The organism is Kitasatospora sp. NPDC101157 (assembly GCF_044768255.1).
In the GTDB taxonomy this organism is placed as follows: Bacteria; Actinomycetota; Actinomycetes; order Streptomycetales; family Streptomycetaceae; genus Kitasatospora.
Genome location: NZ_JBIWPL010000013.1, coordinates 159708 through 180886, shown reverse-complemented (window position 1 = coordinate 180886; position 21179 = coordinate 159708). Strand labels below are relative to the sequence as shown.

General features: G+C 73.9%; 21 protein-coding genes. 14 read left to right on the top strand and 7 right to left on the bottom strand.

Annotated features, from left to right (window positions below; all coding sequences use genetic code 11):
* Position 1 precedes the first annotated feature (1 nt).
* Positions 2-568 carry a Uma2 family endonuclease gene (locus ACIRVF_RS24985; RefSeq protein WP_402821787.1) on the top strand — a complete coding sequence of 189 codons (567 nt, stop codon included), beginning with the start codon at positions 2-4 and terminating at the stop codon, positions 566-568.
* Between the two features lie 138 nt (positions 569-706).
* Here ACIRVF_RS24985 and ACIRVF_RS24980 read toward each other — a convergent pair whose 3' ends face one another.
* Positions 707-1873, bottom strand: coding sequence for an NlpC/P60 family protein (locus ACIRVF_RS24980; protein ID WP_402821784.1), 1167 nt, complete (start codon positions 1871-1873; stop codon positions 707-709).
* 268 nt (positions 1874-2141) lie between these two features.
* On the opposite strand from ACIRVF_RS24980, the gene ACIRVF_RS24975 reads away from it, so the two are divergent.
* Positions 2142-2897: an SH3 domain-containing protein gene (locus ACIRVF_RS24975; RefSeq protein ID WP_402821781.1), complete on the top strand. Its 756-nt coding sequence runs from the start codon at positions 2142-2144 to the stop codon at positions 2895-2897.
* Positions 2898-2957: 60 nt separating this feature from the next.
* On the opposite strand, the gene ACIRVF_RS24970 is transcribed toward ACIRVF_RS24975, so the two are convergent.
* Positions 2958-3503: an RNA polymerase sigma factor gene (locus ACIRVF_RS24970; protein WP_402821779.1), complete on the bottom strand. Its 546-nt coding sequence runs from the start codon at positions 3501-3503 to the stop codon at positions 2958-2960.
* Between the two features lie 319 nt (positions 3504-3822).
* Between ACIRVF_RS24970 and ACIRVF_RS24965 the strand changes: the two genes are divergently transcribed.
* The 4 genes from ACIRVF_RS24965 (at position 3823) to ACIRVF_RS24950 (ending at position 7617) form a co-directional block, all read left to right on the top strand.
* A complete protein-coding gene (locus tag ACIRVF_RS24965) occupies positions 3823-4146 on the top strand; it encodes a hypothetical protein (RefSeq protein ID WP_402821776.1) in 324 nt (107 codons plus the stop codon).
* Positions 4147-4287: 141 nt separating this feature from the next.
* Positions 4288-4668, top strand: coding sequence for a hypothetical protein (locus tag ACIRVF_RS24960; RefSeq protein ID WP_402821773.1), 381 nt, complete (start codon positions 4288-4290; stop codon positions 4666-4668).
* Positions 4669-5053: 385 nt separating this feature from the next.
* Entirely contained in the window at positions 5054-6328 is a 1275-nt protein-coding gene (locus tag ACIRVF_RS24955; protein ID WP_402821770.1) for an alpha/beta hydrolase family protein, read from the top strand.
* A 299-nt stretch (positions 6329-6627) separates the two neighbouring features.
* Positions 6628-7617: an aldo/keto reductase gene (locus tag ACIRVF_RS24950; RefSeq protein ID WP_402821768.1), complete on the top strand. Its 990-nt coding sequence runs from the start codon at positions 6628-6630 to the stop codon at positions 7615-7617.
* Between the two features lie 6 nt (positions 7618-7623).
* On the opposite strand, the gene ACIRVF_RS24945 is transcribed toward ACIRVF_RS24950, so the two are convergent.
* The gene (locus ACIRVF_RS24945) at positions 7624-8610 is read right to left on the bottom strand and encodes a helix-turn-helix domain-containing protein (RefSeq protein ID WP_402821765.1); all 987 of its coding nucleotides are present in this window, start codon (positions 8608-8610) and stop codon (positions 7624-7626) included.
* Between the two features lie 103 nt (positions 8611-8713).
* Between ACIRVF_RS24945 and ACIRVF_RS24940 the strand changes: the two genes are divergently transcribed.
* The 3 genes from ACIRVF_RS24940 (at position 8714) to ACIRVF_RS24930 (ending at position 11901) form a co-directional block, all read left to right on the top strand.
* Positions 8714-9739 (top strand): saccharopine dehydrogenase family protein, encoded by a 1026-nt coding sequence (locus tag ACIRVF_RS24940; RefSeq protein WP_402821762.1) that lies wholly within the window; start codon positions 8714-8716, stop codon positions 9737-9739.
* Between the two features lie 399 nt (positions 9740-10138).
* On the top strand, positions 10139-10705 hold the full coding sequence (locus ACIRVF_RS24935) for a ParA family protein (protein ID WP_402821857.1): 567 nt from the start codon (positions 10139-10141) through the stop codon (positions 10703-10705).
* Complete coding sequence (locus ACIRVF_RS24930) at positions 10705-11901, top strand: ParB/RepB/Spo0J family partition protein (protein ID WP_402821759.1); 1197 nt, start codon at positions 10705-10707, stop codon at positions 11899-11901. Before ACIRVF_RS24935 ends, ACIRVF_RS24930 begins: the two co-directional genes overlap by 1 nt.
* 87 nt (positions 11902-11988) lie before the next feature.
* Here ACIRVF_RS24930 and ACIRVF_RS24925 read toward each other — a convergent pair whose 3' ends face one another.
* Positions 11989-12684 carry a hypothetical protein gene (locus ACIRVF_RS24925; protein WP_402821757.1) on the bottom strand — a complete coding sequence of 232 codons (696 nt, stop codon included), beginning with the start codon at positions 12682-12684 and terminating at the stop codon, positions 11989-11991.
* 47 nt (positions 12685-12731) lie between these two features.
* Between ACIRVF_RS24925 and ACIRVF_RS24920 the strand changes: the two genes are divergently transcribed.
* Complete coding sequence (locus ACIRVF_RS24920; RefSeq protein ID WP_402821754.1) at positions 12732-13403, top strand: hypothetical protein; 672 nt, start codon at positions 12732-12734, stop codon at positions 13401-13403.
* 200 nt (positions 13404-13603) lie between these two features.
* Here the strand turns inward: ACIRVF_RS24920 and ACIRVF_RS24915 are convergent, their stop codons facing one another.
* The 3 genes from ACIRVF_RS24915 to ACIRVF_RS24905 all read right to left on the bottom strand — a co-directional run bounded on the left by ACIRVF_RS24915 (position 13604) and on the right by ACIRVF_RS24905 (position 16755).
* Positions 13604-14461: a polysaccharide deacetylase family protein gene (locus ACIRVF_RS24915; protein WP_402821751.1), complete on the bottom strand. Its 858-nt coding sequence runs from the start codon at positions 14459-14461 to the stop codon at positions 13604-13606.
* Positions 14462-14677: 216 nt separating this feature from the next.
* Positions 14678-16012 carry a nucleotidyl transferase AbiEii/AbiGii toxin family protein gene (locus ACIRVF_RS24910; RefSeq protein WP_402821748.1) on the bottom strand — a complete coding sequence of 445 codons (1335 nt, stop codon included), beginning with the start codon at positions 16010-16012 and terminating at the stop codon, positions 14678-14680.
* The gene (locus ACIRVF_RS24905) at positions 16009-16755 is read right to left on the bottom strand and encodes a hypothetical protein (protein WP_402821745.1); all 747 of its coding nucleotides are present in this window, start codon (positions 16753-16755) and stop codon (positions 16009-16011) included. Before ACIRVF_RS24905 ends, ACIRVF_RS24910 begins: the two co-directional genes overlap by 4 nt.
* 213 nt (positions 16756-16968) lie before the next feature.
* Here ACIRVF_RS24905 and ACIRVF_RS24900 point away from each other — a divergent pair, with 213 nt between their 5' ends.
* The 4 genes from ACIRVF_RS24900 (at position 16969) to ACIRVF_RS24885 (ending at position 21062) form a co-directional block, all read left to right on the top strand.
* Positions 16969-18375: an alpha/beta fold hydrolase gene (locus tag ACIRVF_RS24900; protein ID WP_402821743.1), complete on the top strand. Its 1407-nt coding sequence runs from the start codon at positions 16969-16971 to the stop codon at positions 18373-18375.
* A gap of 125 nt (positions 18376-18500) precedes the next feature.
* Positions 18501-18998 carry a phosphoribosyltransferase gene (locus ACIRVF_RS24895; RefSeq protein WP_402821740.1) on the top strand — a complete coding sequence of 166 codons (498 nt, stop codon included), beginning with the start codon at positions 18501-18503 and terminating at the stop codon, positions 18996-18998.
* 331 nt (positions 18999-19329) lie between these two features.
* A complete protein-coding gene (locus ACIRVF_RS24890; RefSeq protein WP_402821738.1) occupies positions 19330-19968 on the top strand; it encodes an RNA polymerase sigma factor in 639 nt (212 codons plus the stop codon).
* The gene (locus ACIRVF_RS24885) at positions 19965-21062 is read left to right on the top strand and encodes a CU044_5270 family protein (protein ID WP_402821735.1); all 1098 of its coding nucleotides are present in this window, start codon (positions 19965-19967) and stop codon (positions 21060-21062) included. Before ACIRVF_RS24890 ends, ACIRVF_RS24885 begins: the two co-directional genes overlap by 4 nt.
* Positions 21063-21179 lie beyond the last annotated feature (117 nt).

The window sequence follows — 21179 nt, the reverse complement described above, 5'->3', positions numbered from 1 at the left end:
GGTGAGCACGGCGCACGCCGGCCCGGGTGACTACAGCCAGGTGCCGAATCCGGAGCAGGCACTGAAGTACGCGATTCAGCACATCGCGGGTGACCGCGTGGAGATCGTCGAGGGAGTCATCACCCCCGTGTCACCTTCCTGGGCCCACGAGACCGCCGTGGACCTGATCCGTGAACAGATCGGGCCCCGCATGCGTGAACTGGGCCTGCGCGCCGGCTCCGGAAACCTCGACCTGCCCGGTACGGAGAACTACTACGTCCCCGACCTTGCCGTGGTACCCGCCGAACTCGCGAAGACAGAAGGAGCGCTCCTTCCCGACCAGACCGTGCTCGTCGTCGAGGTGACCTCGCCGTCGAACGGCGACACCGACCGCACCTCCAAGCGTCGGCGCTACTCCCAGTTCGGCGCCCCCGTGTACCTCCTGGTCGACCGGCAGGAACGCACCTGCACCCTCTTCTCCCAGCCGGGCCGGCTCGGCTACACCCTGGTCGAGGGCCCCCACCCCTTCGGTACGCCGCTGCGGCTCCCGCCGCCGTTGAACACCGAACTCGACACAGCGGGATTCTGAGGGCCGCCCGGCCCACTTCGGCCCACCCGCCCCAACAGGCGCACCGGGCGCACCGGGCGCACCGGGCGCGACGCCGGCGGGCACGGGGAGGAACGCCCCGGTGCGGCGGGCGCGCCGCCGCACCGGGGGCGGCCGGGCTCAGCAGCTGGGCACTCCGGGCAGCCAGGCCGGGCCCTTGATGTAGATGTTGGTCATCCAGGAGCCGTCGGTCAGCCGGGACCAGGCGTCGTTGGTGTAGCCGTCGGCGGTCACCGTCTGGGCGTGGGCCTGGCAGACCACGTTGACGGTGGTGGGCTGCGGGAAGTAGTCGACCACGCCGGCGTTCACATTGGCCTCGGAGTGGGTGCGCACTGCGGTGCCCCAGGTCTGGAAGGCCTTGCTGCCGCCGCTCGGCGGCGGTGTGGAGGTGCCGCCGCAGTCCGGGATGCCGGGCAGCGACGCCGGGCCCTTGATGTAGATGTTGGTCATCCAGGAGCCGTCGGTGAGCCGGGACCAGATGTCGTTGGTGTAGCCCTCCGCGGTGACCAGCTCGGCGTGCTCCTGGCACATCACCGACACCTGGTCGGGGCCCGGGAAGGTGTCCACGACGGACGAGCCGACGCTGGGCGAGGAGTGGGTGCGCACTCCGGTGCCCCAGGTCTCGAAGGTGGTACCGCCGTTGGCGGGCGGGGGCGGCACCGTACCGGAGCCGTCGATCCGGACGGCGCCCGCGTAGTCGCCGCCGGTGCGCACCGGCGTGACCCGGATGTGGGTGCCCGACTCGTACGCCTCGACCATCTGTCCGGCGCCTATGTAGACGGCGACGTGGTGGATGTGGCCGCTGCCCCAGAACATCAGGTCGCCGGGGAGGAGCGGCGCCGAGCCCTGGGCCGCGGAGAACCGGGCCGACGCATGGGAGGTGTGGAACTGGTCGTCGGCCGTGCCGTTGAGCAGGTCGCGGCCGGTCGCCTGGGCGTAGGCGAAGCGGGACAGCCCGGAGCAGTCGAAGCCCTTGCGCTCGTTGTCGTGGAGGCTCGCGGGGTCGACGCCGTCGTAGTAGCCGTAGCTGGCGCCGGGAGTGGCGCCGTGGCCGCCGCCCCAGCTGTACCAGACGCCGAGCTGGCTGCAGGCGGCCCGGACGGCGGCCTCGGCCGTGGCCGAGGCGCCCGGGGCGAGGACGTCGCAGGCGGCCTGGACGGACGCGGGGGCGGCCGGCGCGGCGGACGCGGCGGACGCGGTCAGGGGCAGGGCGGCGGAGAGGGCGAAGGCGGCGACGACGGCCAGCGAGCGGCCGGCGGTGTGGCGCGTCCTGATGGTTGTGTTCACGGTGCACGTCCTCGGTCGGCGGTGTGTCACCGCGGGGACCGTGCGCGGGAGGTGGCGGTATGCCCCGCTCCCAGTGATGTGCGTCACAGCTCCGGGCAGGAGAAGCGGTCATACCCGCTCCGGCCGTCCGCCGTCCCCCGGATGGCCCGCCGTGCGCGGCGCGGGCCCGTTTCAGCCGGCCCGTGTCAGCGGGCCCGTGTCAGCGGGCCCGTGTCAGCCGACGCCATGTCAGTCAGCCGTGTCAGTCAGCCTGTGTCAGGAGAGTGCTGTGTCCCGCTTCCCGTCCTTCCGCCGTTCCGCCGCCGTTCCCGCCGCCGTGGTCGTCGCCGCCACGGCCGGCCTGCTGGCCGCCGCCCCGGTGGCGGAAGCCCGGTCGGCCGCCGCCCCGGCCGGCCGCTACTACCACACCTGGGCCACCGACGTGAACGTCCGCGTCAGCGACGCCGATCCGAACACCTGCGGGCGCCACCCCTCCGTCGCCAACTGCCCCGACGTGCGCGAACGCCTCCAGCCGGGCTCGCAGTTCTACGTCTACTGCCAGGGCCCCGGGCAGGTCGTGGGAGGCAACCCGTACTGGCTGATGATCAACACCGACCGGTCGACGGGGTGGCTGGCGAGCTACTACGTCGCCTACCCGGACAACCGGCTTCCCGACGTTCCGGACTGCCCCGGCATGAGCGGCGCGAGCGGTGCGAGCGGTGCGAGCGGTGCGAGCGGTGCGAGCGGTGCGACGGACGCGAGCAGCGCGACGGACGCGAGCAGCGCGCCCGCGCTCGGCCCGTACAGCGTCACCGCCTACGAGACCGTCAACATCCGCACCGGTCCGAACACGTCCTCCCGGGCCTTCGACCAGATCCTGGCCGGGGAGACCCGTACGGACGCCCTCTGCTGGACCCACGGCGAGACCGTCCGGGACCACGGCTACACCAACGACGTGTGGATCGGCTTCACCGAGGGTTGGGCCAGCGCGGTCTACCTGAAGGGGAACCAGTACGCGGGGCTGCCGGCCGGCGCGAGGTGCTGAGACGGCGCGGTGTGGTGAGGGCGGGGCCCGGCGCCCCTCCCCCCACCCCGTCGCACCCGGTCAGCGGGCCCGGAGATCGGCCAGCGCGGCCCGCATCTTGGCGAGGCCGCGCATCCGGTTGCGCTGGACCGTCCCCCGGTGCGCGCCCAGCCGTTCCCCTGCCGCGTCGTGGCTGAGCCCCTCCAGGTCCACCAGGATCACGGCGGCCGCCTCCTTCGGCGACAGCAGGGTGAGCAGCGCCAGCGCCGCGCACCTGGTCTCGCAGCGCTCGATTCCGCCGTCCCAGCCCGGTTCCGGCAGCCGGCCGGTGGCCGTCTCCCGGCGGGAGGGCCGCTGCCAGGAGTCCCGCAGCAGGTTGAGCGCGGTAGCCGAGGCGTAGGCGTACGGGTGCTGCTGGACGGTGAGGGTGCGTCGCCTGGCCCGGTGGGAGAGGCGCAGGTAGGTGTCCTGGAGCAGGTCGTCCGCGTCGTGCGGATTGCCGGTCAGGGCCAGCAGCCGCCGGCGCAGCCGGGGCATGACCTCGGTGAAGACGGCGTCGAACTCGGTGGAGTCCATGACGTCGAGCGGACGGTCGAGGACGGTGTCACAGGGCTTGGCGATGCTCATCGGACGGTTCCCCCAGGTGCACGCGGTGTCGCTGGTCGGTTGGGCGCGGCTGCTGCGGTGGCCGGTCGGGGGGCAGGGGCGCCGGCCGGTCGTGCGGACGTGTTCGGAGCGGACGGACTCGGAGCGGACGGACTCGGAGCAGACGTGTTCGGGCGGACGGATGAGAAGTGGGCGGATGGGAAGCGGGCGGACTGGACGGGGGCGGACCCGCTCAGGCCGGTGCTGCGGAGGTCGCCGTCCCGAGCGGCGGCTCCACGGGACCGTAGCGGGCGGACCGCCGCCCGGTCACCAGTGCCCAGTACCGGTCCCCGTAGGACCAGTGCCACCACTCCGTCGGGTAGTTGACCACGCGACCACCGCGGACGCCCGGTTGTACGTGTGGGCGACCAATGTGAACGTCCGGGCCTGCGCGGGGACGTCCGCGTCCTGCCCGCCGATCGAGGGCGCGCAGATCGGCCGACGGTGGGTGACGGCCTTCTGCCAGCGACAGAGCACCGAGGTGGTGGACGGCCCGTACCGCAACGACTGGTGGGTGCAGGTGGACGCGGGCGGCCCGGTCGGGTGGATCAGCGCGGTGTACGTGCGCGGTGGCGACAACGACCAGCCGGTGCCCGGCCTGTCCCTCGAATCCGACTGCCACTGATCCCGGAGGACGGCGGCGCGGACGCTCATACGAGCGCCCCGCCGGCGCCGTCCCCCGGCTGACGCGTCCACTTCCGCCCATCGACACGACACCGAGAGGGGCACCGCTGTGTCCTGGAAGTCCACGAACCGAAGGTTCTCCGTGCGCGCGCTGTGCGCCACCCTGCTCGGCCTGACGGCCGTGCTGGGGGTGACGGCGGCTCCCGCGCAGGCCGCCGTCACGACGTCGTCCGTCCACGTCTGGGCCAGCCAGGTGCGGGTGCGCGAGTGCGCGAACACCAGCTGCGGACTGGCCACGCAGGAGCGGCTCACCAACGTCAACGTGCAGGCGTTCTGCCAGCGCTGGGACGGCTACGTCTCCGACGGCTCCTACTACAACCACTACTGGCTGGAGATCGTCACGCCGGGGGGCTGGCTGGGCTGGGTGAGCGCCGTGTACGTCAGCGGCGGCTCCAACGACGGCCCGGTGCCCGGCGTACCGGTCGAGACCAACTCCAGCCCCGTGTACTGCGAGTACCCGTAACCCGAGGGGTGCCCGGTCCGGCGGCCGGAGGTCCTCGGCCGCCGGCCGGCACCGCCCGGCCGGCGTCGTCGCCCCGGCTGTCGTCGCCCGGCCGGCACCGCCCCGCCGACGTCGCCCCATCCGGCGGGCGCGCGTGCGCCCGTCCCGCACCGTGGGACGCACGCCCGGGGTCCGGACGCGAGACAGCCGCTGTGGTGGCGGAACCGTCCTTCATCCGCCGCTCGCCGTGCCGGAAGGACGCCTGACCGCCCCGGAGCAGCGCCGGAACCGTCGTACCCGGGTATCACACGGGACTTGACACCCCGGTATGACGGAATCCGGCCCTTCCCGCCCGTACCGTCGCCCCTGCTGGGCACGAGACGGAAGCGAACGAGGAGGAACGGCGATGAACGGGCGAGGACGGGCAGTGGCGGCGCTGCTGCTGGCGGCGACGGCGGCCCTGGGCGTGGTCGGCGCACCGGGCGCGGTGGCGGCGCCGGAGCGGGGCACCGGGCAGCAGGCCAGAGCCTGGCTGCCGCAGCCCACCGGGCCGTACCCGGTCGGCACGACGTCCCTGCAGCTCACGGACGACCGCCGGGACGACCCGTGGCAGCCCGGGCGGCACCGCAAGCTGATGATCAGCTTCTGGTACCCGACCACCCGGGCCGCCACCGACGACGACCGTGCGCCGTACATGCTCCCCGCCGCCGCCGAGCACTTCGGCAGCGCCGGCAGCGTCGGCCAGCGCGAGCACGGCTTCGAGCCGGGCCGCACCGACTGGGCGGGCATCCGCACCCACGCCCGCGCCGACGCGCCCGCCCTCCCCGGCGGCAGGCGGCCCGTCGTGCTGTACTCGGCCGGCTTCGGCGACCCGGCCACCTGGGGCACCGGCCTGGTGGAGGACCTCGCCTCGCGCGGCTACACCGTGGTGACGGTCGACCACACCTACGACGCCTCCGAGGTCGCCTTCCCCGACGGGGACCTCGCGACCTCCGTCCTCCCCGCGCTGATGGAGCAGCCCGGCGTCGACATGGGCGCCCTTCTGCGCAAGGTCCTGCAGACCCGGGTCGACGACACCCGCTTCGTCCTAAACCGGCTCGCCGGGCTGCGCCGCGTTCCGGGCCTGCCGACCGGCCTCGCCGCCTCCCTCGACCTCGACCGGATCGGCATGGTCGGCCATTCCGGCGGCGGCTCCACCGCCCTCCAGACCATGCACGACGACCCGCGCCTCAAGGCCGGGGTCGACCTCGACGGCCAGCTGCACTTCCCCGGCCCGGACGGGCGGACCGGCGTCTTCCTGCCCAGCGTCGCCCAGGACGGCCTGACCCGGCCGTTCCTGCTCATGGGCACCCAGGAGCCCGACTCGGGCAGCTACCACCAGCAGCCCGGCTGGAACGCCCTGTGGCAGCACAGCACCGGCTGGCACGCCGACGTCACCCTCACCGGCTCCCGCCACGGCTCCTACACCGACGCCCAGTCCCTGCTGCCCCAGCTCGCCCGCCAGGGCGCGATCAGCGGCCCGGACCTGACCGCCGACGTCGGCGACGTCCGCCCGGACCGCGCGGTGCAGGCCACCCGCTCGTACGTCGCGTCGTTCCTCGACCGCTGGCTGCGCGGCCACGACGACCACCTCCTCGACGGCCCGTCGCCGAACTTCCCCGAGATGCTCTACGAGCGGTGACACGTCACCGGACGGGCCGCGCCCGGCGGGTCCGGCCCGGCGGGTCCGGCCCGGCGGGTCCGGCCCGGCGGGTCCGGCCCGGCGGGTCCGGCCCGGCGAGCGGGAGCCCCGACGGCATGCCCGCCGCGGGCCGACCCCCGCGGGGAACCCGCACCGGGCCGTGCCGGTCCGCCGCCGGACGGCGCGGGCCCCGTAGGGTCCTCTCCCAGGACGCGAGGCCCGGCCGGTGCGCCCGGAGCGGAGTGGCGGAAGAGCGTCGGGCCGTGCGAAGGACCAACGGGAAGGGCTGGCAGGGTCACATGCAACAGCGCAGTCTGCGGGATCTCCAGGTGTCGGCCATCGGTCTCGGCTGCATGGGGATGTCCGCCTTCTACGGCACGGCCGACCAGGACGAGGGCGTCGCGACCATCCGGCGCGCCCTGGAACTGGGCATCACCTTCCTCGACACGGCGCAGGTCTACGGACCGCTCACCAACGAGTCCCTGGTCGGCGAGGCCGTCCGGGGACACCGGGACGAGTACGTGATCGCCACGAAGTTCAACTACCGGATGGACGGCGCGGTACCGGGCGACATGTCGACGGTGGGCCGTCAGGACGGCTCCGCCGAGCACGTCCGCAGTTCCGTCCACGGTTCGCTCGCGCGGCTCGGCACCGACCGCATCGACCTGTACTACCAGCACCGGGTCGACCCGACCGTGCCCATCGAGGAGACCGTCGGCGCGCTCGGCGAACTGGTCGCGGAGGGCAAGGTGCGCCACATCGGGCTGAGCGAGGCGAGCGCGGAGACCATCCGCCGCGCCCACGCCGTCCACCCGCTCACCGCCGTCCAGAGCGAGTACTCGCTGTGGACCCGGGACGTGGAGGCGGAGGTGCTCCCCACCTGCCGGGAGCTCGGAATCGGCTTCGTGCCGTACTCCCCCCTCGGCCGCGGCTTCCTCGCGGGCCGCTTCAGCTCCCCGGACGAGCTCGACCGGGACGACTTCCGCCGCACCAACCCGCGCTTCACCGAGGCCAACCTGGCCGCCAACCTCCGGCTCGCGGACAAGGTGAAGGAGATCGCCGCGGAGAAGGGCGTCACCCCGGCCCAGCTGGCGATCGCCTGGGTACTGGCCCGCGGCGAGGACCTCGTGCCGATCCCGGGCACCAAGCGCCGCACCTATCTGGAGCAGAACGCGGGCGCGGTCGACATCGAGCTGACCGGCCAGGACCTGGCCCGCATCGACGCCGAGTTGCCCGAGGCGGCCGGCGAGCGCTACGACGAGGAAGGGATGCGGGCGGTGAACCGCTAGCGCCGGTCACCGGACAGGTCCCGGACGTACTGATCGGTGACCGCCCGTCAGGACCGCCTCAGGACGGAAGGTGCGGCGGTAGGTGTCCGGAGGCACGCCGACCGTGCGCTGGAAGTGGCGGCGCAGCGTGGTGGCGGTGCCCATGCCGGTCGCGCCGGCGATCCGCTCGATCCCGTCGTTCGTGGTCTCCAGCAACTCCTGTGCGTGGCGGATGCGCTGGGCGAGCAGCCACTGCAGCGGCGTGGTGCCGGTGACCGCACGGAAGTGCCGGCCCAGGTGGCGTGAGCTCATCCGGGCCTGCCGGGCGAGGTCCTCGACCATCAGGGGCTGGTCGAGACGTTCCAGCACCCACGGGAAGAGCGCGGCGAGCGGGTGGTTCTCCGGGGCGGGCACCGGGGTGGTGACGAACTGGGACTGGCCACCGTCGCGGTGCGGGGGCACCACCAGCCGGCGGGCCACGGTGTTGGCGACCGCGGCGCCGTGGTCGAGCCGGACCAGGTGCAGGCACAGGTCCATGGCGGCGGCCTTGCCGGCGGAGGTGAGCACGCTGCCGTTGTCCACGTAGAGCACGTCCGGATCCACCGTCACCCGCGGGTAGCGGGCCGCCAGCGCGTCGGTGTGGGCCCAGTGGGTGGTGGCCCGCCGGCCGTCCAGCAGCCCGGCGGCGGCCAGCACGAACGCGCCGGTGCAGAGCGAGGCCACCCGCGCGCCCGCCCGGTGGGCCGCGCGCACGGCGTCGACCAGCTCGGCGGGCGGGTCGGCGTCCGCGTCGGCCCAGCCCGGGACGATCACCGTGTCGGCGGCCGCCAGCCGGTCGAGCCCGTGGTCGGGCTCCAGCCGGAACCGTTCGACCCGGACCGGAGCCGGCGCGCAGACGGCCAGGTCGTACCAGGGGCCGGTGACGGCGGCCGGACGCGAACCGAAGACCTCGTGTGCGAGGGAGAGTTCGAAGTGCAGCATGCCGTCGGTGACGGCCAGGGCGACGGAAGCCATGTCCGGAATTGTACGAGCGCTGTCGTTCCGGACACTCACCGCCCGGGCTGCCGCGCCGCCAGGATGGTGGCAACGGCAAACGAGCGGGAAGAGGCGGAGAACGATGGGTCAGACGGTCGCGGTGGTCGGGGCGTACGGGCACACCGGGCGGTTCGTGGTGGCGCACCTGCGGGAGCGGGGCTTCCACCCGGTGCTGGTCGGCCGGGACGCCGGCAGGCTGGCGGCGCTGGCGGCCGAGCACCCCGGGAGCGAGGCGCGGCCGGCGTCGGTCGAGGACCCGGACTCGCTGGACCGCGCGCTGGCCGGCACCGACGCGGTGATCAACTGCGCGGGGCCGTTCGCGGGTACCGTCGCCCCGGTGATCGAGGCGGCACTGCGCGCCGGGATCCCGTACGTGGACGTGGCGGCGGAGATCGAGGCCAACCTGGACACCTTCGACCGGTTCGCCGACCGCGCCCGGGCCGCGGGCACCGTGGTGGTCCCCGCGATGGCCTTCTACGGCGGCCTCGGCGACCTGCTGGCCACCGCCGCGATGGGCGACTGGACGGCGGCCGACGAGGTGCACATCGCCTACGGACTGAGCAGCTGGCACCCCACCCCGGGCACCCGGCTGTCGGGCGCCGTCTCGCGGGAGCGGCGCGGTGACCGGCGGCTGCGCCACACCGGCGGCCGGCTGACGTACCACCAGGACGAACTGCCCGCGCTGGAGTGGACCTTCCCCGAGCCGCTGGGCGCGCGCCCGGTCATCGGCGACTTCGCCATGGCGGACATCGTGACCGTGCCGAGCCACCTGTCCGTCACCGATCTGCACAGTTACATGACCGTGGAGGCGGTCCGGGACCTCGCCGCCCCGCAGACGCCCGCGCCGGTCGCGGCCGACGAGCAGGGCCGTTCCGACCAGACCTTCCTGGTCGACGTGGTGGTGCGCTCCGGCGGCGGGCAGCGCCGGGCGGTGGCCCGGGGCCGGGACATCTACGCCGTCTCGGCGCCCCTGGCGGTGGAGGCGGTGCGCCGCATCCTCGCCGGGCAGAACCGGGCGGTGGGGGTCGTCGCCGCGGGCGAGGCGTTCGACGCGGTCGACTTCCTGCGGGCGCTCTCCGGTCACCTGACCGTGGACCTGACCGGCTGACGACCCGGCCGGCTGACGACCCGCCCGGCTGACGACCCGGCGACTGACGATCCGGCCGGCTGACCACCCAGCTGGCTCCCGACCCGCCCGGCTGCGGCCGGGACCGGTCGGTGACCGCCGGAGTGGCGGCGCTCACCGCCCCCTCCTCGCGGATCACGGCTGTTGCGCTCCGCCACAGGCGGGTCGTGTCGGATGCCGAGTCGATCATCTGGAATGCTGTTCCAGTCCGCCGCCACGGCTTTGAGCGGCGGGCATCCGCAGTACCGGGCGAGCCGCCCGGGAAGCCCACGGAGAGAACGGAACATCATGAAGCCATCTGTGCTTGTCGTGTCCACCGACCCCCAGGGGTCGGCGGTCGTCTGGGCCGAACGGGTCGGGGACAACCTGCCCTTCGACTTCATGGCGGCGCACGACCAGGCCGAGCAGCTGGTCCACCTCAAGAAGACCGGCGCGAAGATCCACGTGATCGCCAACCAGAAGGGCGGCGTCGGCAAGACCACCACCACGGTCAACCTGGCGGCGTGCACCTTCGACGTCCTCGGCGCGAAGGACGAGTACGAGCACATCTTCATCGACACGCCGGGCACCCTGGCCGACGAGGAGATCCTGCGCCGCGCGCTGGAGATAGCCGACGACGTCCTCGTCCCGATGATCACCGAGCCGCTGTGCTTCGACCCCACGGCGCGCACCATCCAGAAGGTCATCGAGCCGATGGGCATCCCGTACCGGGTCGTCGTCAACAACTGGGACCCCCGGGACGGCCGCGCCGACCTGGAGGACACCGAGGCGTACATCGCCGCGCGGGGATGGCCGCGTGCCAAGACCGTCCTGCGCCGGTACAAGATCCACTCCCGGGCGGTGGCCGAGGGAACGGTCGTCACCCAGTACAAGGAGAGCGGCACCGCCTACCGCGCCCGCGAGGACTTCTTCCGGCTGTCCCTCGAACTCGGTTACGGAGGTCGCTGATGGCGGGCCGTCGCGTCTCCTTCGCCTCGATGGCCGCCGACCCGGTCGTCGACGCCCCCGGGGTGGACAGCGCGAGCGACACCCCGGCGCGGTGGATCCGCACCGCCAACTGCCTGCCCAACCCGCGCAACCCGCGCGACGAGCTCGGCGACCTCTCCGACCTGGCGAGCATCAAGGACCGCCAGCTGCAGAGCTGCCTCGCCGTCACCCCGGCCGCCTACCTCCGGCTGTGGCCGGAGGACCGGCAGGCGCTGGGCGCGGGCCCGGACGACGTCGTCGTCGTCAACGGCAACCGCCGACGGGCCGCCGCGCAGCTGTACGGGCGCGAGCAGCTGCTGGTCGTCGTCGACGACTCGGTGGCGGAGTCCAAGGCGACCCTGCTGCGGGCGGCGCTCGACGAGAACATGGCGCGCAAGGACTTCGACCCGATCGAGGAGGCCAACGCGGTCCTGCTCATCGTGGCGCAGTACCCGACCGCCAAGGAGGCCGCCGAGGCGGAGGGCTGGTCCCAGAGCTGGATCTCGCACCGCAAGAACCTGCTGAAGCTCCACCCCGAGCTGCAGCGCCAGGTGCGGGCCAAGGCGCGCGGCGAGGAGGGCGTCTCGATCAACGTCGCACGGCGGCTCGGGTCGGTGAAGGGCATCGAGGAGATGTCCCTGGCCGAGCAGACGGCGGAGCTGGAGCAGCTGCTCCAGGCCGACGCCGACGCCGTGGCGGCCAGGCGGGCGGCGAAGCTGGAGGCCAGGGCGGCGGCGCAGGCCCCCGCCCAGGCTGCGGCTCCGCAGCCGGCTGCACCCGTGGTGACGCCGACTTCGACACCGGCCCCAGCTCCGGCTCCGGCCCCAGCTCCGGCTCCGGCTCCGGCTTCGACGCCTGCTCCGGCTCCGGCTCCGGTGCCTTCGGCCGACCGGTCGGAGCCCGCGCCCCGCGGCCCGCAGCCGACGAGCCCAGAACCGGCTCCGGGCGCCGAGCGATTTTCCGCGGAAAATTCCGAGCCCCTCCCGATGCCGGAGCAGCGCGCCCTCGCCCCGGTGGACGAGGAGCCGACGCCGGCCGCCCCGCAGACGGGCCTCGGCAACGTCGACTGGCACAACGTCGAGGAACTGGCGGACGCCATCTGCCGCACCCTCTCGGCCGACGAGGCCTACCGCCTCGCCGACGCCCTGGCCAACCGGCTGCTGACGACCAGCAGCTGACGGCCGGCAGCTGACGACCGGCTGCTGACGACCGGCCCCGGTGCCCTCATCGCCTCCCCGGCGGTGAGGGCACCGGGCGTTCTCCCGTCACCGCGGCCCGCGGGGCGGCCATGGGCCGGCGAGCAGTCGTTCGGCCTCGGCCACGATCGCTCCGGCGAGCTCCCCCGGTGCGCGGAGCGGCCTCCCGGGGCCGTCGTGGTACTCGATGACCAGGCTGACCAGGGGCCACAGTGCCCGGGGCCTGGCCGGCTTGCCCCAGCCGTCGTACGCGATGACGTCGCCGCCGGTCGCGGGTGCCGTGCTTCCGTTCACGATCAGCCGGAGCCACCGGCGGACCAGCTCCCAGCGGGCCGACTCCCCAGGGAGATCGGTGTCGTCGGTGAGCGGGCCGGCGTCGAGGCCCAGTTCGCCGAGCACCTGGTCGAAGAGCCCGGAGGCCCGGCCGTACTCCTCGCGCGACAGCCCCGCGAGCAGCAGCAGGGACGGCGCCTCGACGCCGAGTGCCATCGCCGTCAGCCCGGCCCGAGCCAGCTGGTCGTCGTGCACCTGGCGGCCGATCCGGCGTTCCAGGGCGAGCATCCGCAGGTGCTCGACCGCCTCCTGCGCGGTGGTGGCGTAGGGGTCGTGCGGCGTGGTGAACGCGGTCTCGGGGCAGCCCTCGACGAGGTGGGACCAGAAGTCGACGGTCGCACGCGCGTGGGAGAGCCCGCTCGGGCCGCCGGTGGTGTTTCTCCGGCCCCTGAAAGCCCGTCCGACCGCACCCGTGGGACCATGACTCGGCATTGCACGAGGCGGGTCCTCGGGATCGCGCCGGACGAAGGGTTTGCACCATGGGGGACATATCGGCCGAGCGGCGCCGCATCCTGCAGTCGCCTCCGCCGGAGCTGGTCGCGGAGGCTGCCGCGAATCCCGGCGGGTCGGTCGCCGCGATCGACCCCGATCTCATCGGCGACCCCAACGGCTACGTTCCGGGCGAAGCCGTCCAGGGCGTGTGGCGGGTCGGCGAGGACGGGAAGCTGACCGGGGAGTTCGTGGAGAACCCGGACTACGGCCCGCCCAAGGACGACTTCACCGAGCTCACGGGGTCCGGACACTGGCTGGGCTGGCTCGCCGAGGAACCTGCGGTCGCCGTGCGCGACTCCATCTCGGGAATCCTGCGTGAGCAGGTGCCGGACGCGGTCCTGGAATGGCTGAAGATCACCGACTCCCCGCGCTACCTCACCGCGGGCCGCCCGCGGCAGGGCGACCCGAGCCACCTGCTCGTCACCCGGGCCGGCCTCGCCGTGGCGTTCGCCCTGTCCGTGACCTCCCCCGGGCGCCGACGGGAGATCCTTCAGGGCGTCTTCTCCTGGGTCGCCGTCGGGCTCGACCAGCCGGACGGCCGCCAGGACCGGGTCTGGTTCGACCTGCGCGCCGACCTGGACTGGGCCGAGGCGGAGCTCCGCAACCGGATCCACCTCGTCGGCCAGGGCCCCGCCTCCGGTCCCACGCCGCTTCCCTGAGGACGGTTCCACCAGCGGGCCCGCTGGTGGAACCGTCAGGGGAGGCCCTGGGCGCGGGTGGCGGCCTGTCCCCGGATCGCCCCCGCGGAGGGCATGACGGCGTACCAGGTGTTCGCGGTGTCGTCGGTGGGCGGTGGCGGCCCAGCAGATCGCCTCCTCGTCGTGGCCGCCGCCGGTGAGCAGCACCGGGGGACGGGTGGTCACGAGGTGGTGCGGACGGGGAAGCCGGTCGGGCGGCCCTGGGCCTTCAGCCAGGTGAGCACCTGACCGAGGGCCTCGACGGTCTGCTGGCGGTCGCCGCCGCCGTCGTGGAAGAGGATGGTCGGGCCGTTGCCGATCTCCTTCTTGACGGTGTCGACGATGGCGGCCGTGCCGGGCCTGGTGAAGTCCTTGGAGTCGACGTTCCAGCCGAGCGGGCGCATGCCGTTGGCGGCGGCGATGCGCCGGCTGTCGGGGGTGAAGGAGCCGCCGGGGGCCCGGTAGTACTGGACCTGGGCGGCGCCGCCCGCGGCCTCCTCGATCATCTTCTTCGCGTCCAGGATCTCCTTCTCCTGGTAGGCGACGGGCTTCTTGTCCATGGTGGTGTCGTGGTCCACGGTGTGGTCGCAGAGCCGGTGGCCGCCCGCGATGACCTGCTTGACCAGCTCGGGGTGGGCCTTGGCCTGCGGTCCGATCATGCAGAACGTGGCCTTCACGCCGTACTGCTTGAGGACGTCGAGGACCTTCGGGGTCCAGACGGGGTCGGGGCCGTCGTCGATGGTGATGTTGACGGCGTTGCCTCCGGCTTCGGAGGCGTGGGATATGCCCTCGGGGACGGCCCCGGCCCCCTGCTGCGCGCCGCCGCCACCGACGCCACCGCTGCCCTGGGCGCCGTCCTGGCCGTTGTGGCCGCCGTCGGCGCTCGCGTCCCGCCCCTGTGCGGCGGTGGAGTGGGGGGCGGCGACCGACGCGGTGACGGTCGGGATCGCCCAGGCGGCCGCCACCGTGACGACGACCGCCGCGGCGACGGCCACCCACGAACGCTTGCGCTCGTTCCCCGTGCGCGCCTTGAACTCCATCAACGACCACTCCCCCCGAACCGCTCCTGCCGTGCTCTCTGAGGTCCATGACGTCGGCGGGGGTGGCGGGGTTCCCCGGTTCCACGCGCGTAGCCGGGCGGTGACGAACCCGGGAAGTTTCGCGTGGGAGCGAGGCTCCGCTTCACGGACCCGCCCCTTTCGAACAGGCCGCTGCTCCCGGCCCGCAGTGCCGGGAGCAGCGGCCTGCGGCCGGCCTCAGTGGCCGGCGCCGCCGCCCTCCGGACCGTCCCCGGCGAGTTCGGCGGCGTAGCGTGCGGCGGCCTCCGCCAGCTTGCGGGTCCTGCGGTCCGGCTGGGTGCCGAGGTGGCCGGCGACGGTCCGGTGGGCGCCTTCGAGGTCCCCGCCCAGCAGTTCGCAGGTGATCACCAGGGTGTTGTCCGGCATTATGCGGCGTCGGGACATCCGCTGCTGGACCTCCTCCATGCCCTCGCTCACCAGCACGTCCCGCAGCTCCTCGGTCAGCGGTGCCAGCCACCGGGCGCGCAGTGCGTACTCTCCGAGACCGGCGAAGGTCGGGCGGAGCGCGGCGAGCAGTTGGGCCGGGTACTCCTCGACGGGTTCGGCGAACTGCGGGTAGTCCTTGGCGAACTCGTCCCAGTCGACGTCGAGTTCGCCGATCTGCTCCGGGAGGACCGGCCACTGCGACCAGCCTTCGTCGGACCGACTGAAGACCTGCCGCAGCAGCTCGTAGGGCACCTCGGCCGTGCGCGAGAGCAGGATCGCGTCGTAGAGGTCCTTTCCCTGCGGGTGGTTGTCCGAGACCAGCCAGAGGATCTTCCACGCGAGGGAGAGCTGGGGCGTGGCACCGAGCAGCGGCGCGGTGACGCCCGGGAGCCGGTAGGGCTCGGGTGGGACGGGCAGGTGCTCGGTGAAGACGAAGTCGAGCTGGACCGTCCCGCCGGGAACGCCCGGCGCCGACCACGGCAGGACGAGCCTGCGCCCGGGAATCCTGCTGTACGTCCAGATCTCGTCGCCGACCGCCTGGTCCGCGTGCAGCCGCACCGCGCCCGAGAGGCGTTCGGCGTCGGCGGCGAGGTCCCGGAGCATGCGGTCGGTGCGCTCGTCCTCCAGCTCCCAGTCCACCGGGCGGACCACGAAGTCCAGGTCGCCGGGCTCGCGCGCCTGCTCGCCGTACCAGGCGCGCAGCAGGACGCTCCCCCGCAGCACCAGGTGCTCGGCCCACCGCGAACCGGCGACGGCGGACAGCACGGTGGTGAGCGCCTCGCGGCGCGCGGCGAGCCAGCGTTCGGCGAGCCGCGGGTCGGTGAAGGCGGGCTCGCTGGGCCGCAGGGCCCGGGCGTACCCGGCGAGGGCGGGGTCGAAGACCGGCTGCTGGGTCACCGCCGCGTCGTCGACCGGCCGGATGCTCCTGGGCAGCTCCCGCTCCTCGCGGACGTCCTCGGACGGCGGCTGCCTGGGCAGCACGACGCCGCGCCACGGCCCGTACCGCAGTTCCTCCCACGCCACGGCGGACGGGGGCCGGCCCTGCCCCTGCTCCTGCTCTTGCCCCTGCTCCTGCCCCTGGGTCATATCGACTCTCCTTCTCCGTAGGGCCGGGCGGTGTGCCCGTGCTGCTCGGCTATCCAGCCCGCGTCCAGGCCTTCATGGCTGTCCACGACGACGAACTCGCGTTCCGCGGAGACCACCTCGTGGCCGTCGGCGGCGAGGTCCCGCAGCAACGCCTCCAGCCGACGGCCCGCGGTGTCCAGGCCGACCAGGCGGCACCGCTGGGTCACGAACCACTCCCGCCGGCCGTCCTCGCGCACCCGGCGCGGGTTGCGCGACAGGTGCGCGTCGTGCCGGACGGCCAGCGCGGTGAGGCGGGCGGTGTCGGGTGCGCCGGCCGGGGCCGGCAGCAGCAGCTTGACGTGGTGCTCGAAGTAGCGGCCGGCCCCGTGCGGCACGGCGTCCTCGTCCGAGGCCGGAACACCCTCCGCCCACGGCGTGGCCTCGATCTTCGCCCGCAGGACGGTGAACCCGGCCCGCCGCAGCCGACCCCCGACCTGGTCGGTCAGGGCGGCGACCTCCGCCAGCGTTCCGTCGGCCCGCAGGGTGAGCATCGGCTGCGAGGGCGACGCGCCGCGCTCCAGCAGGATGTGGGTGAACTTCAGGCCGTGGCCGTCGGCCCACGCGGCCAGCGCCTCGGCGGCACCGGGCCCCACGGTCAGGTGCACCTCGAAGGCACCCCGGACGTCGGGGGGAACGGGCCGCGCGGGCCGGTCGAGTCGGCCGGGACGGTCGTCCTGGCGCTGGTCAGGATGGGTGGCGAGCATGGGAGGCATCCTGCCAAGCGCCTCTGACAACCGCTCACGCCCTGCCGCGCGGAGCCGAACCCACCGGCCCCTCCCCCTACGAACGGACTCCCGGGTCCCGACGGTTTGTTCCCGGTCGAATCCGGTCCGAACGCTCGCCATCGCCGGGCCCCGGTGCGCAGGCTGTTCCACGACCGCGTCAGTACGGACGCGGCGCGATCGGAAGGACGAAACATGACGCGCACGCGCGGCCGCATCGCCGCCCTGCTGGGCGCCGTCGCGGTGGCCGTCGGCACCACCCTGGCCACCCCCGCCGCCGGCTTCGCCGCCACCGCCGCCGCCGGACCGGCCGGAGCCGGCGGCGGCGGGATCACCGGGCGGGCGCCCTGCCGGGACGCACCGGAGTTCGTCTGCGGGACCCTCGCCGTCCCGCTCGACCACGGCGGCCGGACCCCCGGCACCCTCGACCTCGCCGTGGCGATGACCGGCAACGCCCACGCCCCCAAGGGCGACCTGCTGTTCCTCACCGGCGGCCCCGGCCAGCCCGGCGTCCCGACCATCGAGCGGATGGCGAGCAGGCTGGAGCCCGTCCTCAAGGACTACCGCCTGGTGATGTTCGACCAGCGCGGCACCGGCCGGGGCGCGCTCCGGTGCCCGGGCCTCCAGGAGGACATGGGCTCCTCCGACCTCGCCCTGCCGCGCAAGCAGTCGATCGCCGACTGCGCCGCCGCCCTCGGCCCGGACGCTCGCTTCTACAGCACCGCGGACACCGTCGCCGACATCGACCTGCTGCGCCGCGCCCTCGGCGACCACCGGCTGACCCTCGACGGCGTCTCGTACGGCACCTTCGTCGCCGAGCGCTACGCCCTCGCCCACCCGGGGCACGTGGCCCGGCTGGTGCTCGACTCGGTGGCGCCGCCACAGGGCTTCGACCCCCTCGACCTGGCCGCGCTGCCCGCCACCGCCCGGGTCCTGCGGGACGCCTGCCTGGCCACCGGCTGCACCACCGACCCGGCCGAGGACCTGGCCGCCACCGTCCACCGGTACGGCAACGGGGCGCAGATCCTGAGTGCGCTCACCGGCTACGAGTTCATCGACCCGGACTACGGCGCGGTCCCGGAGATCCTTCACGAGGCCGCCGCCGGGCGGCCGGCGAAGCTCCAGGACTTCTTCGACCTCGTCCACCGGGAGGTCGACGCCGCCCCCGCCGAGGAGCTCAGCCAGGGACTGCACTCCGCCACCCTGTGCGCCGACTCGCGCTTCCCGTGGGGCACCACCGACACCCCCGTCGCGGACCGCGCGGCGGCGTTGGAACGCACCCGGCAGCGGCTGACCCCCGAGCAGACCTGGCCGTACGACGCGGCGACGGCGACCGGTATCGGCAGCCTGCTGGTCTGCCTCGACTGGCCGCGCGAGCAGGTGCCGCCGGCGCCGTCGGAGCACCGCAAGCTACCCGACGTGCCGGTGCTGCTGCTCGGCGGCGACCGGGACATCTCCACCCCGTACGAAGTGCTCCAGCAGGTGGCCGGAATGGCGCACGACCCGCAGATCGTGATCGTGCCCGGGGCGGCGCACTCGGTGCAGAACCGGGCCGCGAACCCGGCCGGACGGCAGGCGGTGTACGACTTCCTGCTCAAGTAGGGGGAGCCGTCGCCGGGTTCCCGTCCGTGGGCGGGCCGTCCGCACGCCGGACGGAACGGCCCGCCCGGCGGCTCCCAGCGTGCCGGTGCTCGCCGGCCGGCCGGCGGCCGGGGACACTGAACGCCGTGACCGATGCACGCGAGATCCTCGACTACCAGACCTTCGGCCGGGCGGTGCGCGAACTCGCGCAGACGATCGCCGACGACGGCTACGCGCCCGACCTCGTCCTGAGCATCGCCCGCGGCGGCGTGTTCGTGGCGGGCGGCCTGGCGTACGCGCTGGACTGCAAGAACATCCACCTCGTGAACGTCGAGTTCTACACGGGCGTGGGCACGACCCTCGAAATGCCCGTCATGCTGGCGCCCGTCCCCGCCGCGATCGACTTCACCGACAAGAAGGTCCTGATCGCCGACGACGTCGCCGACACCGGCAAGACGCTGAGGCTGGTGCACGACTTCTGCCTCGAACACGTCGCCGAGGTCCGCTCCGCCGTCATCTACGAGAAGTCGCACTCCCTCGTGAAGTGCGAGTACGTGTGGAAGAGGACCGACGACTGGATCGAGTTCCCGTGGTCGGCGCAGGGCCCGGTGGTCAGGCGCCACGGCCAGATCCTCGATGCCTGACCGGGGTGGCGAGCGGCTCATTGACCTCCGCTCGCCGGCCTGAGGGCCGGGGATTCCCACCACGGCGATCCGGACCGTCTCGGCGGGTTCCCGATTTCTTCGCGCTGCGCCGGGATGCGGCTCCCGGGTCGAGGATGCCACTGCGCGACCCCTGGCATGGCCAGCGGCTGCTGCCTGCGCGTCTCCTCGACCCGGGAGGGAATCACGCGCGACGGGTAACCTGATCACCGCTCAGCCACACCGGGCTCCCGGCGACGACCCGCCGTCGGGGGCCGATGCGCTGTGACGCGGCCCATACGGAACCCCACCCGCCCGGCGGACAGGGGGAGGTATGGAACTGTCACAACGGGCGCGCCTGCGCGCCGGGGACCAGGGCGCGCTCGGCGAGGTCTTCGACGCGCACGCCCAGGCCGTGTATGCATACGCGCTGCGCACCCTGGGGGACTGGGCGGCCGCCGAGGACGCGGTGTCGCTCACCTTCCTGGAGGCCTGGCGCCTGCGCGCCGAACTGCACGAGGGCGACGGCGACCTGCGCCCCTGGGTCTTCGGGATCGCCACCAACGTGCTGCGCAACACCGCGCGGGCCACCCGGCGCCACCGGGCGGCGATGGCGCGCCTGGCCGAGCGCGAGCCCGTACCGGACTTCGCCGACGAACTGGTCTCCCGGATCGACGACGGCGCCCAACTAGCCGCCGTTCAGCGCGCGTTGACGCGTCTGCGCCGTTCCGAGCGCGAGGTGTTCCGGCTCTGCGTGTGGGTGGGGCTCGACTACGCGTCGGCGGCCGAGGCCCTCGGCGTCCCGGTGGGCACCGTGCGCTCGCGCCTGTCCCGGGCGCGGGCCCGGCTGCGCACGCTCGCCGACAAGGAGCTGCACGGGGCGGCGAGACGCCGGGAACCCGTTCCCGGCGTCGGACAGGTACGGGGTGGCGGCTTCGAGACCGCCCGGTCGCTGCAGGAGGAGACCCGATGAACAACTCGCCCGAGCTGCTCCCCGCCGACCGCCGACGGTTCCTGAAGGAGCACCTGATGAGTGAGATCGCCGCCGGGACGAACGGATCGCGGCAGCCAGCGCGATCGCAATCGCGATCGCGGCGCAGGATGGTGTGGCTGATCGCCGCCCCGCTGGCGGTCGGCGCGCTGGCAGCCGTCACCGTGGTGGCCGTCCCGGGCCGCGGCCACGGCGGTGCCGCGCCGGCGGCGCCGGTCTCGTCCGCCTCGTCCGCCTCGTCCGCCTCGTCCGCCTCGTCCGCGTCGTCCGCCTCGCCGGCCCCGTCCGCCACCCCGCTGCCCGAGCCGACCGATCCCGCGGGCCTGCTCGCCCGCGCCGCGAAGGCCGTCGCGAGCAGCCCCGACCCCGGGGCCAGGGGCGCCCAGTTCGTCTACCGGCGGGAGCTCCAGGACGGCGCCCGCGAGACCAGGCACGAGCGCAGGTCGTGGTTCGCGGTCGACGGCAGGTCCGACGGCCTGATCCTCGACCCGACGATGGGCAACGGGCGCACCTCCTGGCCCGCCACGCTGTCGACCTCCTCCGGCGCCCCCCGCACGGCGGGCTTCGACTCCCCCACCTACGAATTCGTCGCCTCGCTGCCCACCGATCCGCAGCAGCTGCTGCAACAGCTGCTCTCCTTCGACCGCGCCAAGCGGGTGTCGGGGACGCCGATGACGCCGAAGCTGTACAACCAGTTCGCCTTCGCGGACGTCCAGATGATCTTCCAGAACATCGCGGCGCCGCCGGCCGTCGCCGGACCGCTCATGGAGGCGGCCGCGAAGATCCCGGGCACGTCCGTGGTCGCCGACGAGGTGGACGCGGCCGGCCGGCACGGCGTCGCGGTGGTCGGCACCAACGGCACCATGCGCGTGTCCCTGATCTTCGACAGGACCACCGGCGCCTTCCTCGGCGTGCGCGAGGTGCTCCTCTCCGACCTCCCGCCGGCCGGCCCCGACGGCCTCCCGCCGACGGGCGACCCGTCCCCGGGCGCCGGCGACGGCAAGGGCTTCGAGTACGCCTCGGCCGTCCTCACCTCGGCCGTCGTCGACAAGCTGGAGGCCGAACCCGCCAAGTGACGGGCCGGCCCGGGGGCCGCGGGGGGGGGGGGCCCCCCCGGGGGGGGGCCCCCCCCCCCCCGGCGCAGGGGGCCAGCACGGCGCCCCCCCCCAAAAAAAATCGGGGCGGGTACCACA

Bases quoted from the DNA above. Each gene is read 5' to 3' on its own strand.
- ACIRVF_RS24970 (WP_402821779.1), bottom strand. From the start codon at position 3,503: ATGAGCATCGCCAAGCCCTGTGACACCGTCCTCGACCGTCCGCTCGAC.
- ACIRVF_RS24955 (WP_402821770.1), top strand. From the start codon at position 5,054: ATGAACGGGCGAGGACGGGCAGTGGCGGCGCTGCTGCTGGCGGCGACG.
- ACIRVF_RS24950 (WP_402821768.1), top strand. From the start codon at position 6,628: ATGCAACAGCGCAGTCTGCGGGATCTCCAGGTGTCGGCCATCGGTCTC.
- ACIRVF_RS24945 (WP_402821765.1), bottom strand. From the start codon at position 8,610: ATGGCTTCCGTCGCCCTGGCCGTCACCGACGGCATGCTGCACTTCGAA.
- ACIRVF_RS24940 (WP_402821762.1), top strand. From the start codon at position 8,714: ATGGGTCAGACGGTCGCGGTGGTCGGGGCGTACGGGCACACCGGGCGG.
- ACIRVF_RS24935 (WP_402821857.1), top strand. From the start codon at position 10,139: ATGGCGGCGCACGACCAGGCCGAGCAGCTGGTCCACCTCAAGAAGACC.
- ACIRVF_RS24930 (WP_402821759.1), top strand. From the start codon at position 10,705: ATGGCGGGCCGTCGCGTCTCCTTCGCCTCGATGGCCGCCGACCCGGTC.
- ACIRVF_RS24925 (WP_402821757.1), bottom strand. From the start codon at position 12,684: ATGCCGAGTCATGGTCCCACGGGTGCGGTCGGACGGGCTTTCAGGGGC.
- ACIRVF_RS24920 (WP_402821754.1), top strand. From the start codon at position 12,732: ATGGGGGACATATCGGCCGAGCGGCGCCGCATCCTGCAGTCGCCTCCG.
- ACIRVF_RS24915 (WP_402821751.1), bottom strand. From the start codon at position 14,461: ATGGAGTTCAAGGCGCGCACGGGGAACGAGCGCAAGCGTTCGTGGGTG.
- ACIRVF_RS24910 (WP_402821748.1), bottom strand. From the start codon at position 16,012: ATGACCCAGGGGCAGGAGCAGGGGCAAGAGCAGGAGCAGGGGCAGGGC.
- ACIRVF_RS24905 (WP_402821745.1), bottom strand. From the start codon at position 16,755: ATGCTCGCCACCCATCCTGACCAGCGCCAGGACGACCGTCCCGGCCGA.
- ACIRVF_RS24900 (WP_402821743.1), top strand. From the start codon at position 16,969: ATGACGCGCACGCGCGGCCGCATCGCCGCCCTGCTGGGCGCCGTCGCG.
- ACIRVF_RS24890 (WP_402821738.1), top strand. From the start codon at position 19,330: ATGGAACTGTCACAACGGGCGCGCCTGCGCGCCGGGGACCAGGGCGCG.
- ACIRVF_RS24885 (WP_402821735.1), top strand. From the start codon at position 19,965: ATGAACAACTCGCCCGAGCTGCTCCCCGCCGACCGCCGACGGTTCCTG.